The following is a 16,797-nucleotide window of genomic DNA, read 5'->3' as shown; positions in this document are numbered from 1 at the left end:
CGTGTCACCCTGCATACCAAAACGCATAGTGTCTTCGGACCGAAACGGCGTGTCATGCAGCCACGGAGGACCGGAGGGGGGTGGGACGCGTCCCGAATCCGAGTCGCCACTCCGTACGCACCGTCGTTCGAGGTGGGACCATGAGCGGCGCGGGGGAACGGGACATCGACCTGTTGATCGTCGAAGACAACGCGGACGACGCACGGTACGTCTCTCGGCTGATACACGAGTCTGCCACGAACGACGGTGGTGAGGGCGGTGACGGTCTCCTCGAGATCACCTCGATCGATCACGTCGACCGGCTGGGCGACGCCCTCGAGTACGTCCGGACGCACGCCCCCGACGTGATCTTACTCGACCTCCAGTTACCCGACAGCAGCGGTCTCGAGACGGTCGAGACGATGGTCGCCTCCACGCCAGCGGTTCCAGTGGTCGTCCTCACCGGACAGAACGACACCGACGTCGGCGTCGAAGCCATCCAGCGCGGCGCACAGGACTACCTCGTCAAGGGGACCATCACCGCGGCGTTGCTCCGCCGGACGCTCCGCTACGCCATCGAACGCAAGCGCAACCAGCGCGAACTCGTCGACCGGAACCACCGTCTGGCGCTGTTGAACCAGATCGTCAGACAGGACATCCGAAACGACGTGAGCATGATCGTCGGCTGGGGCGACCAGCTACGGACCCAGGTCGACGCCGACGGGGAGACCGCACTCGAGGCGCTGCTCGAGGCGACCCAGCACGTCGTCGACCTGACCGACACCGCCGCGGAGGTGATGGACGTCATCGCCGCCGACTCGAGTACGCCGGCGGTGACGGCCGGTCCTGACGGAGGGGCAGGTGTCGCCGTCGAGCCCTGTGACCTCACCGACCTCCTCGAGACCGAGGTGGCGCGCCTCCGGGCGGAACACACCGTCGACCTGACGCTCGAGTGTGAACGCGAGGGTGGAGCGGGGGAAGCGCTCTCGGTCGCTGGCTCGCCGATGCTCGCCTCGGTGTTCAGACACCTGCTCTCGAACGCGATCAGACACAACGACAACGACCGCCCCACGATCACGGTGACGGTCGAAGCGGACGACGCGAGCGCGTCGGTCACCGTCACCGACGACGGCGTCGGCATTCCGGACCGCCAGAAGGCGCTGCTCGTCGATCCGGAGCGGCGCTTCGACGGCCGCTCGGGCATGGGCGTCGGTCTCTACCTCGTGACGACGGTGCTCGAGGAAATCGGCGGCCGCATCGACATCGAGAACAACTACCCGCAGGGGACGGCCGTCACCGTGACACTCGAGCGCGTCGGGAAGCGGTGACTGCGTCCGTCCGGACGTCCATCGTCCCGGCCCACCCACAGCGCAGTCGAAACAGCCACGTATCCCCGCCGGCTAGCACCGACGTGACATGGACGAGCGCACCCGGCGGTTCATCGCGAGCGAACTCTGGTTGTTGATCGGTCTCGTCACCTTCGCGCTCGCCGGTCTCGTCACGGAACTCGGACTCGTCTTTCTCTCCGGGCCGATCGCGATCGTCGGCTGGTTCCTGCTGACACCGATCTTTCTGTTCTGGGGCGACGAGATCGCCGCGTGGCTGGCCGAGAACGACGGGACCGCCGAGCGCGAAGACGACCCGCTCGAGGAACTCAAACGCCGCTACGCCGACGGCGAGATCGACGACGCCGAGTTCGAACACCGCCTCGAGCGTCTACTCGGCGTCGACGACGCGCTCGAGGGGGTCTTCGATAACGGCCGGGGAGACGCTCGAGCGGACGGCCCACACGCGAGCGCCGAGGCGGGAACACCTGACGAGGGCGACCGAGACGAGCGGGTGGACGACGAGCGCGAACCGGACCTCGAGCGCTGACTTGCACACGAACGCCACGGGTTGATTGCGCTCGTGAGCGCAGTCTGGCCTGTTATGGCGCTGCAATCGCTCCAACACGCCGACGACCAGATGCAGGAGTGTATCGACAACTGTCTCGAGGCCGCCCAGGTCTGTGAGTGGTGTGCGGACGCCTGCGCGGAGGAAGGCGGGGAGATGGCGCGCTGTATCCGCCTCTGTCGGGACGTCGCGGATCTGACGGCGCTGCACGCCCGCTTTATGGCCCGGAACTCGGCCTACAGCGACGACCTCGCGGCCATCTGCGCCGACGCCTGCGAGGAGTGTGCAGACGAGTGTGCGAACCACGACCACGCCCACTGCCAGGAGTGTGCCGAAGTCCTCCCGAAGTGCGTCGAGTCCTGCCGGGAGATGGCGTCGGCCTGAAGACCGCTGACGCCGGCGTCCGTCCTGGTACTGGCCGAGGCTGGGAAAGACAATACACGTACGGACTACGACGGCGCACCCGAGGGACCGTCGCGGCTCAGCGGATGTGTCAGTTCCTCGGAGTGGCGCCCTCCACACCCGAATACGTGGGACTGGTCAATACACCGACCAACACTTATCTGTGAGAGTCCTGAGTTGTTTCTATGAAGCGACGATCACTCCTGCAGGCGTCCGCAGCGGGTGTGAGTGTCCCTCTTGCAGGGTGTCTGAACCTGGTGGATTCGAGGCGTGGGGGCGACGGACGGCTCGTCCCGCTCGAGGACCTCGAGACGCCGCCGCTCGACGACGGCTGTGGGCCCGCGGCGTACCCCCTCTCGGCGTTGCTGAGTCGCGAACGAGGAAGACACAGTCGCGACCCCTGTTTCGACGGGGCGACGACGGCACTCGCCGTCGAGAACGAACGGGACGGCCCGGTCGACGCAGCCGTTACGGTCACCACCTCGAGTGGCTCGACAGTCCTCGAGCGGTCGTATCGGCTCTCAGCACAGGAGCGACGCCTCGAGTCGAACGTACTCGACGGAAACGAGACGCACACCGCAACCGTGACCATCGACGGCGAGTCCACCACCGCCTCCTGGGACGGCCCGTCGTGTTACCGCCACGGACTCGCGATTCTCCCCGAAGGACTCGCGATCGGATACGTCGAACCCGACGGTGGCATCGGGGATACACAGTACGACTGTTACGCGGGCGACGACACGGTGCTGTTCCTCTCGAACGACGGTCTCGCACGGACGGTCGCGGTCGAGGTCGTCGACGACTGTCACGGCGAGACGGCCGACCGAACCCTCGAAGTCGGCGCTGGCGAGCGTGCGCGCATCGACGGTGTGCTCGAAGCCGGGGGCAGGTTCACGGTGCGAATCGACGTGGCCGGAGACCGGACGGCGTCGTTCACGCTCTCTGCAGTGTGTCGGGGTGTCGAAGTACGCATCGACGAGGATGGAACCGTCGAGGCACGGTACTGGGAAGGGGAATCGCTCACCGGCGGGGAGTGACGGCCTACCAGCGGGATTGACAGGGGGTACGAACTCCCGCTCGAGTCAGCCCAGCGCGCCGATCGCCCGGTCCAGATCCTCGATCACGTCGTCGACGTCCTCGATACCGATCGAGAGGCGGATCAGTTCGGGTGTGACGCCGCTGGCGAGCTGTTCCTCCTCGGTGAGCTGCTGGTGGGTCGTACTCGCCGGATGGATGATGAGCGTCTTCGCGTCGCCGACGTTCGCGAGCATGCTCGTCAGTTCGACGCCGTTACAGACCGTCTCTGCGGCGTCGTAGCCGCCCTCGAGTCCGAACGTGATGATGCCGCCGTAGCCGCCGTCGAGGTACTTCGTCGCCATCTCGTGGGTCTCGTGGCTCTCGAGTCCGGGGTAGTTCACCCACGAGACCGCCGAACTATCCTCGAGGTACTCCGCGACCGCCAGCGCGTTCTCGCAGTGTTTCTCCATCCGCAGGGGCAGGCTCTCGAGTTTCTGGAGCGTGACCCAGGCGTCGAACGGCGACTGCTGGTTGCCGAGGTCGCGCAGGCCGCGGGTGCGTGCGACGACCGAGAATGCCATCTCGCCGAAGGTCTCGTAGAAGTTCACGCCGTGGTAGGCCGGGTTCGGCTCCGTGAGTTCGGGGTAGTCGCCCTCGTCCCAGGGGAAGGTGCCGCCGTCGACGAGAACCCCGCCGACGGTCGAGCCAGCGCCGTGGATCCACTTCGTCGTCGAGTTCCAGACCAGGTCCGCGCCGTGTTCGATCGGCCGGCACAGATACGGCGTCGCGAACGTGTTGTCGACGAACAGCGGGGTGTCGTGTTCGTGGGCGATGTCGGCGATGCGCTCGATGTCGGGGGTGACGAGCGCGGGATTGCCGATCGTCTCTAAGTGGACGAACGCGGTGTCGTCGTCGATCGCGTCGGCGTAGGCGTCGTAGTCGAGCGTGTCGACGAAGCGGGTCGTGACGCCGCGTTTCTCGACGGTGTGAGTGAGGTAGGTGTAGGTCCCGCCGTAGAGCGACGAGGCCGAGACGATGTTGTCGCCGACGTCCGCGAGAATGAACGTCGCCAGGTCGAACGCCGCCATCCCCGAAGCGGTCGCGAGCGCCCCGACGCCACCCTCGAGACTCGCGAGGCGTGCCTCGAGCATCGCGTTCGTCGGGTTCATGATCCGCGAGTAGATGTTGCCGAACTCCTGGAGACCGAACAGGTTCGCGGCGTGTTCGGTGTCGTCGAAGACGTAGGAGGTCGTCTGATAGATCGGTGGTGCGCGCGCGTTTGTCGACTCGTCGGGGTCCTGGCCGGCGTGGACGCTCCGCGTCGCGAATCGGTGGTCAGTTGGATCCTCTGCCATGAGGCTACACGCACTCGAGGGCTTGTAAAAGTGCACCCGAAGGCAATCGACAGGGCCGGATCGGGAGACTGATAGTACCGTCGCGGCGACCCAGCGTATGGAGACGACGCGACACTTCACCGCCACCATCTACGTCGTCAACGACGGGGCGACCGCACTCCACGAACACGACCGTCTCGGCATCACCGTCCCGCCGGGCGGCCACATCGACCGGGATGAACTCCCCCACGAAGCCGCCGTCCGCGAGTGTCGTGAGGAGACCGGTCTCGAGGCGACGCTCCTCTCTCCGGGCGAGACACCCGCCGTCGAGACCGAGACCGGACGACGGCTCCCACAGCCGAGACACCAGATGCTCTACGACGTCGACGTCCACGACGGCCGAGTCGCCCACCAGCACGTCGACCACATCTACTACGCGACCGTCCCGAGCAGGGAGATTGCACCGCCCGCAGACGAGGCGAGCGTCGACGCCTGGCGGTGGTACTCGGCGGCCGACCTCCGCGAGCAGGACCTCGAGCGCGACGTCGTCAGTTTCGGTCTCGAGGCGATAGCCGCGGCTCGAGACGGGCGATAACCACGCCCGAGTCCGGCCTAGAAGAGTCCGGCGAGCGAGAACAGCCCCGTGAACGGCTCGCGCAGGATGATGAGAGCGATACCTGCGATGACGACGACGACCATCCAGATGAGCATGATCTTGACGACCTCGCCGACGAAATCGGCGTCGTCACCGGCCATGAGCGATTCGTTGGAGCTCGAGTCCTGTTCCATGTGTCGTGGTTCAGACTCCGGCGACATATACCAATCGGGTCAGCACGAGCAGGTCACTCGAGCAGATTCTCACCGGTCATCTCGGGTGGTCCCCTCAGACCGAGACACTCGAGCACCGTCGGCGCGATGTCGGCGAGCGTGCCGCCCTCGCGGACTCCCTTCCCGCCGTCGGTGCCGTCGGGGGCGACGTAGACGAACGGCACGTCGGCGTAGGTGTGAGCCGTGTGCGGGTCCTCGTCGGTCCCCATGTCGTCGGCGTTGCCGTGGTCTGCGGTGACGAAGACGTGTGCGCCGCGGGTCTCGAGCGTCTCGAGGAGGCGGCCGAGTTGCGTATCGACGGCTTCGACGGCTTCGACGGTCGCGCGGTAGTCGCCGGTGTGGCCGACCATGTCCGGGTTGGCGTAGTTGAGGACGAGCACGTCGGGCGACTCCTCGCCGTCGATGGCGGCGATGGCCGCGTCGGTGACACCGGGCGCGCTCATCTCCGGTTTGCGGTCGTAGGTCGGAACGTCGGGACTCTCGACGATTTCGCGACGCTCGCCCTCGAAGGCGACCTCGTCGCCGCCGTTGAAGAAGTAGGTGACGTGGGGGTACTTCTCGGACTCGGCGATGCGCAACTGCGTCTTGCCCGCGTCGGCGAGCACCTCTCCGAGCACCTGGGTGGGCCGGCTCGGCGGGTAGGCGATAGGCAGGTCGAAGGTCTCGTCGTACTCGGTGAGCGTGACGACCTCGACGGCCGGCGGCGTCCGCGCTGGCTGCCACTCCGGGCGGATGTTCGCGAGCATCCGGGTGAGCTGTCGGGCGCGATCCGAGCGGTAGTTGAACCAGATGACGGCGTCACCAGCCGTGAGCGCCGGCGCACCCTCGATCAGCGTCGGCTCGACGAACTCGTCGGTCTCGCCGCGGTCGTACGCCGCCTCGACCGCCTCGAGCGCCGACGGCGCGGTGTACTCGGCCTCGCGGTCGACGATGGCGTCGTAGGCCTTGCCCGTCCGCTCCCAGTTCTGGTCGCGGTCCATCGCGTCGTAGCGGCCGATGACCGTCGCGACGTCGCCCGTCCCCGCCTCCTCGACGACCGACTCGAGCGTGGCGAGATACTCGCGACCCCCGGTCGGCGAGGTGTCCCGGCCGTCGGTGAAGGCGTGGGTGACCGCCTCGACCTCGCGGTCGGCGGCGAGTCTGATCAGTGCGTGGAGGTGTTCGTGGTCGGCGTGGACGCCGCCGTCACTGACCAGGCCCAGGAAGTGGACCCGGCCGCCGTTCTCGCGGGCGTACTCGAAGGCCGCGTCGAAGGCGGCGTTCTCACGGAAGCTCCCGTCTGCGACCGAGTCGGAGATCCGGGTGTACTCCTGGAGGACGACGCGGCCAGCCCCGATGTTGAGGTGGCCGACCTCGCTGTTGCCCATCTGGCCGTCGGGCAACCCGACACGTCGACCCGCGACCTCGAGTCGGCCTGCCGCGCCCGTCCTCGAGAGCCGATCGAACACCGGGGTGTGCGCCGCTTCGATCGCGTTCCGTCCCGCCTCGTCGCCTGCGGACTCGTCACCGAGACCCCAGCCGTCGAGAATAATGAGTGCACCCTCCATGTCCGACGGGTCGGTCGGATCGCCTAATTAGCTGTCGTTACGGGTGCGAAACCGAAACGCGCACGTTGTTTCTCGCTGACGTATTTCGTGATGAACGAGTACACGCGGCCGAACCCGGAGCGCGCCGCCCTCCTGACGATCGACACCCAGCGGGACTTCTCGCTACCGGGTGCCCCCGCCGAGATTCCCGGAACCGCGGCGGTGGTGCCCGACATCGCCCGTCTCCTCGAGCGCTTGCGCGCGCTCGAGCGCCCCATCGTCCACGTCGTCAGGCTCTACCGCCCCGACGGCTCGAACGTCGACGCCTGTCGGCGCGCGGCCATCGAAGACGGCGCGGCGATCGCCCGTCCCGGCTCGACGGGCAGCGAACTGGTCGACGAACTCCGCCCCGAGGGTGCGAGCGACCTCGACGCCGACGCGCTGCTCGCGGGCGACCTCGACGAACTCGGCCCGCTCGAGTGGGCGCTGTACAAACCGCGCTGGGGGGCGTTCTACGAGACGCCGCTCGAGAGCCACCTCGACGCCCTCGGCGTCGACACGCTCGTCGTCTGCGGCTGTAACTTCCCGAACTGTCCGCGGACGACCGTCTACGAGGCGAGCAAGCGCGACTACCGGGTCGTCTTCGTCGCCGACGCCACCTCCGGGACCTACGAGCGCGGCCTCGAGGAACTCGAGGGAATCGGCGTCTCGGTGATGGAGACCGACGAGGCACTCGAGTGGCTCACGCCGGGTGCGTGAGTCGAGCGGCGATTGGCCGACGACGGATGGCGGCGTCGATCGAGAACCCGGGGGCGACGCCACGACTCGTGTCCCGTAGATTCGTCGTCACCCCCCTCGCGTGCTGCGTCCCGCTCGAGTGTCGGGAGTGCCTCACTATCCGATCGTGTGACATGTCGTCAACAGGATCGTGGTTCAGGGAACGGTTTTGACTGTCCCCCTACACTGTCGAATATGACCATCGCGTTTCCAGCGATCGGATTCGGCACCGCCCATCAGGACAACATGTCGGGTGGTGATTGTCGAGTTAGTTCCCTTACCCGAAAGTAAGAAAATGATACACGAACTGTCGCCAAACTGCCCCGGGTGTTAGAATGAGAAGCCTTATCATGCAGGATTTAAATCTTGAAAATATGGACCCCCATCCCCAATCTCGTCGATCAATGCTCGCCCTCCCGCTCGCCGCCCTCGCGGGCTGTCTCGACGACGATTCAGGGTCGACAGACGAAGACACCGAGATGAATGGCGGCGATGATACCGAAGTGAATGGCAACGATGGCACCGACGATGACGACTCTGTTTACGACCCGAGCGACGATGCAGGCGAGGATGACGACCAGTACACTGAATACCTGGACCTAATCTTCTACCTCGCCGACCCCGAAGAAACCGAGTGTGACGGCAGCCTTTCGCGGGAGGATGAGCGCATCGACGGCGTTCGGTTGTTCCAGGAGGCGTTCGACGACCTTGAGGAACATCCACCAGATAGCTGGTACTACGGAGGAGAAATCGAAGAAGAACGGATCGCCGCCACCGTCAGTCCGGACTCGTCCGACGGCGAGGAAGCCGCCGCCGCGTACAAATCACTCTACGAGGACGACGGCGGCGTTCGCGGCGACCTTCCGCGGTCGATGGTACGCACCGCAACGGCGGCAAGCGGGGCGGGAGACGTGACGGGTGGAACGATCCCGTGTATCGAGTACGACGATCACCTGATCGCCGTATTTCTCCGCTGGGAACGGGAAGACTGAACCGAGTTGGGGGTACACCGGCCAGCAATTCTGTCGAGCTGGACCTGGAGACGAGTCCGACGCGACGTTGCAGACGTACCAGCGGGGGCTCGAAGAACTTCGTGGATCGGTGTCGCCGTGATGAAGACCGATGGGGCGGTGCGACGGTCGAGTTGAGTCGGTCGTGAACTGAAAACCGCCGTCTGCTGTGTCGATCACGCCGCTCGCAATCGCCGAAACAAGTAGACTCGCCAGCAGCCGAGGGCGATCAGTGCGAGGCCGAGTGCGATCAACGCGAGCGTACCGACCGGTTCGATCGCGCCGAAGCCGAACACTTCGGGCACCGTCGCGTGCGTCGAGGAGAACCGGCGGCTCAACGTCGAGCCCAGGATCGAAACCCGGAGCGCACCAGGACGACGGAGAAGTCGAGCTCGACCCACCCCGGAATCTCGTCTCGAATCGAGACGTCGTCGCGTTCGAGCATGGTTCCGCTGGGTGCCCGAGACGCGTCATACCATTGGTTCGAACGTGATCGATCGTTCGCACGGTGAGACGAGGGCGAGAACCACCACGATTTTTCTCGGTGCCCTCTGTGAGAACCGGTATGACACTCGATCCGGTTCACTTCGACGGCATCGCGCGACTCGCGGGACGGATCGACCACGGCGTCGACGAACGCGACCACCGGGCGTTCGCCGAAACCGTCTGGGAGCGCTTTCTCGACCCGCTGAGCCACGACGGACGGGTAGTCCTCGAGCCGGTCGAGACGGTCTCGCGCCACCGGGTCGACCTCGAGAGTATCGCCCTCTGTGAGCCACCGTTTCCGACCTGCCACGGCCTCGACGCGGGGACGATCAACCCGACGACGTTCAAGAACGGCCTGGTGATCGACATCGCGCAGGCGGCGATGAGCGCCACCCCGAGCGACCTGGACGTACACCGCGGGCGGACGGTGGTGGCGACGGCCCACTCGAACGACGAGACGATGACCGTCCACGACCAGTGGGACCGCTTCGACGAGGGCTACAGTCGCTCGCGCGTCGTGAAGGTGCCGCCGCTGCCACGCTTCGCCGAGGGCGTCGTCCACGCACTCGCACTCTACCTCGCCGAGAGCGAACACGCCCTCGCCCACGCCGAAGACGTGCGCGACCTCCTCGTCCTCGACGGCCCGCTCTACCCGCGCGGCCTGCTCCGGTGGGCCGACCAGCACCCCGACCTCGAGAACTTCCTCCTCGAGGACCCCCGGCCGACGACCGTCCTCGAGAACTACGTCCGCCTCGTCGAGACGTTCGTCGAGCGGGAGGTCCCGCTCGTCGGCTTCGTGAAGAATCCGGCGACGCGCGTCCTCTGTCGGACGCTCAAGGCGAAACGGGAGGCGGGCATCGAAACCCCCTGGGGCGACGATTCGGCCTTCTTCACGCGCATCCTCGAGTGTGGCGAGTACGTCGACGACGTGGAGGGGACCCGCTGGGAGCGCGAGACCGACGCGCTGACCTACACCGGCTGGTTCCGCTCGCGTGGCGGCGTCGACCGCCCGCTCTCGGTCGACGGCGACGCACTGGGTGTCGAGCGCCGTCTCCCGCTCGAGGCCTACGAGGTCACCTTCTTCGTCCTCTACGACCCGCGCGACGACCTCTGTTACCGGATCGAAGCCCCCTACGCGTTCACGCGCGAGGAGGAGACGCGCGAGGCGCTCACCCGGCAGCTCCTGCAGGAGGTCGCCGTCGCCCACGGCCCACCGACGATCGTCGCCAAGGCCGACGAACTCGCCCGGATCAGCGCCGCGGAGAAGGCCTCGCTCCGCCGGACGCTCGAGGAGCGCTTCGACACCACCGAGCGCCGCACCTACGACGACCACCGCTGGGGCGAAGAGGGCTTCTAGTCGCTCGAGAGCCTAGCTCGGCAAGTCGACTGCCGCGTCGTGGTCGGCCGACTCCACCTCGATGTCGACCGCCGACGAGCCGATGCCGATGCGGGCGAACTGCGTCCGGACGTGATCCTCGGCGGCCTCGAGCGCCTGCGTCTTGGTGTCGAAGCCCCGGGGCATCGGCGACTCGAAGGCCAGCCGGACCTCGCGGTCGTCGAGGCGCTGGACCGAGCCACCGCTGTCGACTTCGTAGAACTCGTCACAGACCCAGACGTAGGCGGCGTCCTCGTCGGGTGCGCCCCGGAACGTCGGGGCGCGCTCGCCTCGTTCGTACAGCGTGCCGGTCAACTCCGTCCCTCTCGCGCGACCGCGTACGAAGAGCATAGTTACAGTACGGGCCGGAGAGGGAAAAGGTCAGTGGAGGGGCGTTGCCGGGTACTCGAGGGGAAACGGGTTTGTGGGTCGACTGGGATAACGTGTGTATGACCGATCTGGGAGATTTCAGCACCTTCTCCGCCGACGATGGCGGTGACGAGACCACCGACACCGACGCCTCGAGCGAGCCGTCGGCGGAGGCGAGCACCTCGTCGGCCGACGCGAGCGCCTCGAGTACGGACGCGAGCGACGACGGCTTCGAGACGACGCGCGTCGAGCCACAGGGGACGGACGTGGGCATCGGCGCGCTCTGTGTCTCACAGGGGCTGCGCGTGAGCGAAGACGGCGAGGAGACGGCGCTTCGCGCCTACGTGACGCGGGAGCACCGGTCGGAGGTGCGCCTCGGCACCTACCTGCTCGCGCCGTATCCCGACGAGGCGACGCCCGCCGGGCGCGCCCGCGGAGAGATGCTGTTCTGTCGCGTCACCGCCCTCGAGTACGCCCAGCAGTACCACGCCGACGACGCAACCGAGATCCACGCCCGCCGGGCGATGCGCTCGAGCGGCTTCGACGAGCGCGACGAGACCGACTACAAGTTCGTCGCCGAACTCGAGCCGGTGGCGGTGCTCTACGAGGACGGCGACGACCTCAAGCGGCGGATGACCGACCGAGTGCCCAAACCCCGGACGATTATCCGCCAGGCGAGCGAGACCGACGAGATCAAGACCGGACTCAAGATTCCCGACGAGGGCGTCTTCCTGGGGCACCTCTCGGTCGGTGGCGAGAAGGTGCGGACGGCCGCCTCGCCGCCGACGATCGACTACCGGGTCAAAGACGACTACGAGGCGGGCGACCCGCTGGTGTTTCGCCACACCCTGATCGCGGGCGGGACCGGCTCCGGGAAGACCCACGCGGCGAAGAACGTCCTCCGGCAGTACCTGAGCGACGACCGGCGCTACCCGATGAGCGACGGCCGGACGGTGACCCCCGCCGTCGTCCAGTTCGACCCCCAGGACGAGTACGCCCAGATGCACGACGACAACCCCGACCTCGACGGCGAGTTCGCCCGCCGCCTCGAGCGCGAGGGTATCGCCTACGGCGGCCACGAGGAGACGACGGTGTTCGTCCCGAAAGTCGGCGACGCCACCTACGCGGCGAGCCACCACCGCGCGGAGTGTCTCGAGTTCACCATCCCCTTCTCGATGGTCCACGACGACCCGTGGCTCGTCGCGGGCAGCGGCCTGAACGACAACCAGTACGGCGCGCTGGTGAGCGTCCTCCTGCCGCGATTCCGCCGCCAGTACGGCTCGAGCGGCACCTACGAGGAGTTCCGGGCGTTCCTCGACGATCCCGCCCTCCGCGAGGAACTCGACGAGTCCGGCCGCGTCCACGAGGCGACCTTCGACGCCGTCCGCCGCCGGGCGCTCGGCTTCGGCCACGTCTTCGACCAGGACGCCCGGCCGATCACCGACCTCATCGATTCGTTCGTCCGCCCCGGCGGTCTCAGCGTCGTCCCCACCTACCACGTCAGCGACACCCGGGCGACCGAGACGGTCGTCCTCGCACTCTCGAGTCTGCTGATCGACCAGAAACTCTCGAACGACCCGGACTACGACCGGATCAAGGAGACGCCGCTCATCCTGGGGATGGACGAGGCACACAACTTCCTCGCTGACGCCGAGAGCGTCCAGGCCGGGAAGGTCATCTCGACGTTCACCGACGCGGCGAAACAGGGCCGGAAAGAGCGCCTCGGGCTGTTTCTCATCACCCAGGACCCCCAGGACATCGCCGACCCCGTCTTCAAACAGATCAACACCACGGTCGTCCTCAACCTCGGTGACGAGGACGCCATCAAGAGCGTCAACATCCCGCGGACGCTCGAGTCGAAAGTCCCCTACATGGAGAAAGGCCAGATGGTCGTCTACTCGCCGGACAACTCAGAACCCGTCGAGTTGATCGGTCTCCCGCAGTGTGTGACGCGACACGGTCGGGAGTGAGAGGGTCAGTTTGTTCCCATACCGCTGCCTGACCGTGTGTCCCTGAGCGGTGTTGCGGCCGGTTCGGTCGTCGCGAACACTGCTGCCGGAAGCCCCCGGACGCTCGAGGGACCTCGCTCGTTGCGGTCCTCGCTTCGCTCCGGTTCTCACGTCGCGACGCCCCTCGAGCGCCCGGCCCCTTCCGAAGTCCCACCCACCGCAGCCTCACCCTCCCCAGCCGACTCGTTCGCTCCCGCTGGTCGCTCACTCGCCCCTCGCGCAGCGTCGTCGGCACACCCTCGCAATGCTCGGGCGTGCCGCCAGCACGCGCCACGGCCAGTGGGTTGAGCATCGCGGCCGTCGAAAACTGCGAGCTGCGATTGTGGGGGACCACAGTTCGCAGGTGGTTCGTAGCGGACAACGCAGGCGAAGGCGTTACCGGAGCAGCTATCGACCTCTCCGATAGGCTCAGAAACAACCTACTGAATATAGAGTGTAGATTCAGCGCTGGTTGCTATCTTCAGCGCAATACGCAGGTGACTTTAGGCACTGGACACCGCTTTCAGGCCTCGACCAGTTCAAGTATTTGTGTTATGTCATCGTATTCATCTATAAGGTCAAGGAGCCCTATCGCCCGTTCATCGCTAATCTCGTCACAGTCTTGGAACTGCTTCAAAGCCTCCTTGTAGATCCGACCCTTCCTGAAAGCCTGAGGAAGAATCTCGATTAGTTCCTCTTCGACCTCTTCATCAGGGTTGTATGTTGGAGGATTATTCAGGAAGTTCCCTGCTGGTCCTTTGTAAGCATCTCTGATAGAGATATGAGGTTTATCATCTGTACGCACAAGCACTTGAATCATCTTTCCAGAGTCATCTGCTTCCTTGTGTGTCGATTCAATCTCAGCCTCCCAGAGTGTCTTGTATTTCGCCATCTGGTCGATTATTTGGGCTGTAATCACTTAAAGACTTGGTCATGAACCCAGCATGATTGTACCATGGTTGATTCATGCACCCATCGCTTCCTCAAAGTCTCTCTCGAATTTCCCAAATCGAACCATCCACTACAGTGCACAATATGCAGGTAGACTGATCGGAACACACCTCGCCATCTCTCACCCGAAAACCGCTCCACGAGAGATGGAGTGGCGAGTTGCTCGGGCCGGTCCGCGGTACTCGTCCAATCGACTCGGAGGCTCTACGGATCGATATGGTGTACTGCTTCGGGAGACAGTAGCCGGTCAGTAGGCAATGCAACCCAACCATTTGGGAGAATACGAACCTTGCCTCGGTGAAGTGTCTGCTCCTGTTCAAAATCGCCGTAAACAGTCGCATCTTCGTACTCGATCACCAATTTATCCGAGATATCTCCTGCGACTTCGTCCCATATCGAATTCGTTGAGAGGACCATATCCGCCGGATCGTTCTTCCGGGCTGAAATCTTTTTGGAATCACGGCGCGTTTGATTCGCCGTGTGTGACGCGACACGGCCGCGAGTGAGACGCGCGTCAGAGTGACTCGAGCGTCCGGACGATCTTCGCGTAGAGATCGGGCGCACAGTACCACCCCGCGTCGACCATCGCGTCGACCGTCTCGCGTGCCGCAGCCGTCTCGATCTTGCCCTGCTTCGCGAGTGAACAGACGAGGTACGCCGTCGCGCGCGTCTCGATCCCCTCGACCGCGGCCGCGCTCCGGCCAGCGGCTTCGTCCATTACGGCCGTTCCGTCCTTGGTCGCCGCACAGGTGAGCACCGCAATATCTGCATCGCTGAGCGTCGGGTTCTGTTGGAGCCGGTCGGTGAGCGCCGTCTCCTCGACGGTCTGAACCTCGAACTCACTGTTCTCGACGGCCCGCTCGAGGCGTCTCGCATCGGGGTAGCCCTCCTCGAGTCCGCGGGTGACGACCTCGTCGTAGACGCGGGCGGGAATCACCCGACGCCCGCGGAGCTGTCGAACGTAGCCCACCCGGTCTACCGTCGCCAGATAGATCAGCGGTGTCGCATCGAACACCCACATTCAGAGGTCCTCGAGATCTGTCTCGAGGTCTGCACTGGAGACCCAGGCGGCCTCTCGCTCGCGGACGAGCTGTCTGAACTCCCAGACCGACACCCCGGCTACGGCCGCCGCCTTCGTGAGTGTGACCTCACCCGCAGTGAAGCGCTCGAGTGCGCGCTCACGCCGCCAGGACTCGAGACCGTCCGCGAGGAGCTTTCTGACGCCAGTACTCCGATCGAGTCGTTCGTCTTCGAGGTAGCGCTCGAGTTCGTCCTCGAGTTCGTCCGGAACGCGCGCCGAGATCGTGCCCATAGTGTATACAACGTATTCAATGTATACAAACGCTTCGTCCGCCGGGTCCGTCAGCGAGTTCGAACGAGGGGGGTTGCGTGCTGTCGGGGCTCGTACCGGCCGCTAGAGATAGCCGAAGAGCGTCCCGACGAGCACGAGCGCCCAGAGGACGACCCCCGCGATCACCATGTCGTTCAGACTCGAGTCACGCGTAGCACGTTTGGCCGCCCCGCCGGCGATCAGGCCGAGGGCGACCACGACGAGGATCCGCTGGACGACGACGTCGACCGGCAGCGAGTCGACCCCGAGCAGTCCGTAGTCGATCCAGATGGCCACCGCGAGCGAGAGCGAGGCCGCGACCGCCGCGTCCATCCGCCGCTCGAGACCGCGTGCGATCAGGTAGGTCGCGATCGGAATCCCCAGTGTGATCACCGGGTAGAGGATGGCGGCGATCACGTGCATCGTCAGGAAGTCGGCACCCCGCTCTAAGGCGACGCCGACGACGCGGACGCCGAGGAAGAGCGTCAGGATCGTCGCCGCGAGCACGAGGTGGCCGGCCTCGAGTCGGTCGGCAGCCGCAGCGAGACGGGCGCGGTCGGCCTCGGTCAGGTGGTCGTCGGCGCGGTCCTCGACACGCCCTCTGACACCGCGACTCGCCGCGAGGGAGAGCGTCGCCGGAATCACGGCGAGCGCCGTCAGGTCGACGAGCGTCGCCCAGCCGTCGGCGTCGGAGGGGCCGCTGTTCTCGAGGTTGATCCGGCTGACGTTGGTCTGGTTGTCGACCTGGGGCAGCGACATGAAGTCGGATTCGATGCGCAACTGGGCTGCCTCGACACCGTCGACGCGGTGGCGTAAGGTGAACCAGTCGAAGTGTTCGGTGTGGCCCTGCATCGCGACCCACCGGTCGTCGGGGTTCGGCGTCTCGTAGAGCCGGATGTGATAGCGCTGGCCGTAGTAGTCGCCGTCCTCGAGCTGGAGCGTCTCGGTCACCCAGCGCGGGTCGTCGTCGCCACCGGGGTCGACCCAGGCGTAGCGGGTCGTCCCCGCTGCCTCCCCCCACTCGATGCCGGTGGCGTGGTGGCGCTCTTCGGCCAGGAACGCGTAGGTATCCGGCTCAGCGTCCTCGTGTTCCTCGGCCAGTTCGTCCCACTCGCCGTCGGTCTCCTCCGCGAGGGCGCGGACCACCTCGTCGGTCTCGCCGCGGACGATCACGTTGATCGGACTCCGTTTCTCGTGGCTCTCGCGGGCGTTCAAATAGGGCCAGAAGCCACTCGCTGCGTCGTCGAACGAGACCACGTCGGGCAGCGTCTCTTCTTCCTCCGGGGCGACGTCGCTGGTCGACGGCGAGGTCAACAGCGACGGGCCGCCGACGAAGACGAACGCGAGCGTGAGCACGACGGCCGCGATGACGATCGATCGGCGCATTCAGCCCGACTCGAGACAGTCGGGCCGCTTTAATCTAGGGATTATTCGTCTTTAGCTAAGACTCACACCTCGGTTGCGTAGCGGTAGCGAGCGTCTCTTGTAACACTGGCCGTTGCTGGTGGATCTTCTGTGCGTCGTCGATCAGT

19 protein-coding genes are annotated in these 16,797 nt (G+C 65.7%); 9 read left to right on the top strand and 10 right to left on the bottom strand.

Translation table 11 applies throughout. From position 1 onward, the window contains the following. Window positions 1–140 precede the first annotated feature (140 nt). The 4 genes from N0B15_RS16455 (at window position 141) to N0B15_RS16440 (ending at window position 3,311) form a co-directional block, all read left to right on the top strand. Entirely contained in the window at window positions 141–1,307 is a 1,167-nt protein-coding gene (locus tag N0B15_RS16455) for an ATP-binding response regulator (RefSeq protein ID WP_263020800.1), read from the top strand. 88 nt (window positions 1,308–1,395) lie between these two features. Continuing rightward, on the top strand, window positions 1,396–1,854 hold the full coding sequence (locus N0B15_RS16450) for an SHOCT domain-containing protein (protein WP_263020799.1): 459 nt from the start codon (window positions 1,396–1,398) through the stop codon (window positions 1,852–1,854). Window positions 1,855–1,908: 54 nt separating this feature from the next. Further along, a complete protein-coding gene (locus tag N0B15_RS16445) occupies window positions 1,909–2,256 on the top strand; it encodes a four-helix bundle copper-binding protein (RefSeq protein ID WP_263020798.1) in 348 nt (115 codons plus the stop codon). 203 nt (window positions 2,257–2,459) lie between these two features. Further along, window positions 2,460–3,311 carry an Ig-like domain-containing protein gene (locus tag N0B15_RS16440; RefSeq protein ID WP_263020797.1) on the top strand — a complete coding sequence of 284 codons (852 nt, stop codon included), beginning with the start codon at window positions 2,460–2,462 and terminating at the stop codon, window positions 3,309–3,311. A 45-nt stretch (window positions 3,312–3,356) separates the two neighbouring features. Here the strand turns inward: N0B15_RS16440 and N0B15_RS16435 are convergent, their stop codons facing one another. After that, on the bottom strand, window positions 3,357–4,646 hold the full coding sequence (locus tag N0B15_RS16435) for an O-acetylhomoserine aminocarboxypropyltransferase/cysteine synthase family protein (protein WP_263020796.1): 1,290 nt from the start codon (window positions 4,644–4,646) through the stop codon (window positions 3,357–3,359). Window positions 4,647–4,743: 97 nt separating this feature from the next. On the opposite strand from N0B15_RS16435, the gene N0B15_RS16430 reads away from it, so the two are divergent. Next, window positions 4,744–5,220 (top strand): NUDIX hydrolase, encoded by a 477-nt coding sequence (locus N0B15_RS16430; RefSeq protein ID WP_263020795.1) that lies wholly within the window; start codon window positions 4,744–4,746, stop codon window positions 5,218–5,220. 17 nt (window positions 5,221–5,237) lie between these two features. Here N0B15_RS16430 and N0B15_RS16425 read toward each other — a convergent pair whose 3' ends face one another. Beyond that, window positions 5,238–5,414, bottom strand: coding sequence for a hypothetical protein (locus N0B15_RS16425; RefSeq protein ID WP_263020794.1), 177 nt, complete (start codon window positions 5,412–5,414; stop codon window positions 5,238–5,240). Window positions 5,415–5,467: 53 nt separating this feature from the next. Next, on the bottom strand, window positions 5,468–7,000 hold the full coding sequence (gene gpmI, locus N0B15_RS16420) for a 2,3-bisphosphoglycerate-independent phosphoglycerate mutase (protein WP_263020793.1): 1,533 nt from the start codon (window positions 6,998–7,000) through the stop codon (window positions 5,468–5,470). A 90-nt stretch (window positions 7,001–7,090) separates the two neighbouring features. On the opposite strand from gpmI, the gene N0B15_RS16415 reads away from it, so the two are divergent. Together N0B15_RS16415 and N0B15_RS16410 are read left to right on the top strand one after the other, a co-directional pair. Further along, a complete protein-coding gene (locus tag N0B15_RS16415; protein WP_263020792.1) occupies window positions 7,091–7,738 on the top strand; it encodes a cysteine hydrolase family protein in 648 nt (215 codons plus the stop codon). A gap of 353 nt (window positions 7,739–8,091) precedes the next feature. Continuing rightward, entirely contained in the window at window positions 8,092–8,748 is a 657-nt protein-coding gene (locus tag N0B15_RS16410) for a hypothetical protein (RefSeq protein ID WP_263020791.1), read from the top strand. Between the two features lie 194 nt (window positions 8,749–8,942). Here N0B15_RS16410 and N0B15_RS16405 read toward each other — a convergent pair whose 3' ends face one another. Then, window positions 8,943–9,104, bottom strand: coding sequence for a hypothetical protein (locus N0B15_RS16405; protein WP_263020790.1), 162 nt, complete (start codon window positions 9,102–9,104; stop codon window positions 8,943–8,945). 227 nt (window positions 9,105–9,331) lie between these two features. On the opposite strand from N0B15_RS16405, the gene N0B15_RS16400 reads away from it, so the two are divergent. Continuing rightward, window positions 9,332–10,609 (top strand): DNA double-strand break repair nuclease NurA, encoded by a 1,278-nt coding sequence (locus tag N0B15_RS16400; RefSeq protein ID WP_263020789.1) that lies wholly within the window; start codon window positions 9,332–9,334, stop codon window positions 10,607–10,609. A 12-nt stretch (window positions 10,610–10,621) separates the two neighbouring features. Here N0B15_RS16400 and N0B15_RS16395 read toward each other — a convergent pair whose 3' ends face one another. Beyond that, on the bottom strand, window positions 10,622–10,978 hold the full coding sequence (locus tag N0B15_RS16395) for a DUF7113 family protein (protein WP_263020788.1): 357 nt from the start codon (window positions 10,976–10,978) through the stop codon (window positions 10,622–10,624). Between the two features lie 98 nt (window positions 10,979–11,076). Between N0B15_RS16395 and N0B15_RS16390 the strand changes: the two genes are divergently transcribed. Further along, window positions 11,077–12,966, top strand: a complete 1,890-nt coding sequence (locus tag N0B15_RS16390; protein WP_263020787.1) for an ATP-binding protein — start codon at window positions 11,077–11,079, stop codon at window positions 12,964–12,966. Between the two features lie 541 nt (window positions 12,967–13,507). Here the strand turns inward: N0B15_RS16390 and N0B15_RS16385 are convergent. The 5 genes from N0B15_RS16385 to N0B15_RS16370 all read right to left on the bottom strand — a co-directional run bounded on the left by N0B15_RS16385 (window position 13,508) and on the right by N0B15_RS16370 (window position 16,651). Then, a complete protein-coding gene (locus N0B15_RS16385) occupies window positions 13,508–13,876 on the bottom strand; it encodes a hypothetical protein (protein ID WP_263020786.1) in 369 nt (122 codons plus the stop codon). A gap of 263 nt (window positions 13,877–14,139) precedes the next feature. Continuing rightward, complete coding sequence (locus N0B15_RS18425; protein WP_464502977.1) at window positions 14,140–14,352, bottom strand: hypothetical protein; 213 nt, start codon at window positions 14,350–14,352, stop codon at window positions 14,140–14,142. Between the two features lie 97 nt (window positions 14,353–14,449). Next, window positions 14,450–14,956 (bottom strand): DUF3368 domain-containing protein, encoded by a 507-nt coding sequence (locus N0B15_RS16380; RefSeq protein ID WP_263020785.1) that lies wholly within the window; start codon window positions 14,954–14,956, stop codon window positions 14,450–14,452. Then, window positions 14,957–15,247 carry a UPF0175 family protein gene (locus tag N0B15_RS16375; RefSeq protein ID WP_263020784.1) on the bottom strand — a complete coding sequence of 97 codons (291 nt, stop codon included), beginning with the start codon at window positions 15,245–15,247 and terminating at the stop codon, window positions 14,957–14,959. Window positions 15,248–15,349: 102 nt separating this feature from the next. Continuing rightward, window positions 15,350–16,651 (bottom strand): hypothetical protein, encoded by a 1,302-nt coding sequence (locus tag N0B15_RS16370; RefSeq protein WP_263020783.1) that lies wholly within the window; start codon window positions 16,649–16,651, stop codon window positions 15,350–15,352. Between the last annotated feature and the right edge of the window lie 146 nt (window positions 16,652–16,797).

This window comes from Natronobiforma cellulositropha (genome assembly GCF_025629245.1).
GTDB classification, from domain to species: domain Archaea; phylum Halobacteriota; class Halobacteria; order Halobacteriales; family Natrialbaceae; genus Natronobiforma; species Natronobiforma cellulositropha.
This window is presented reverse-complemented; position numbering and strand designations above follow the sequence as displayed.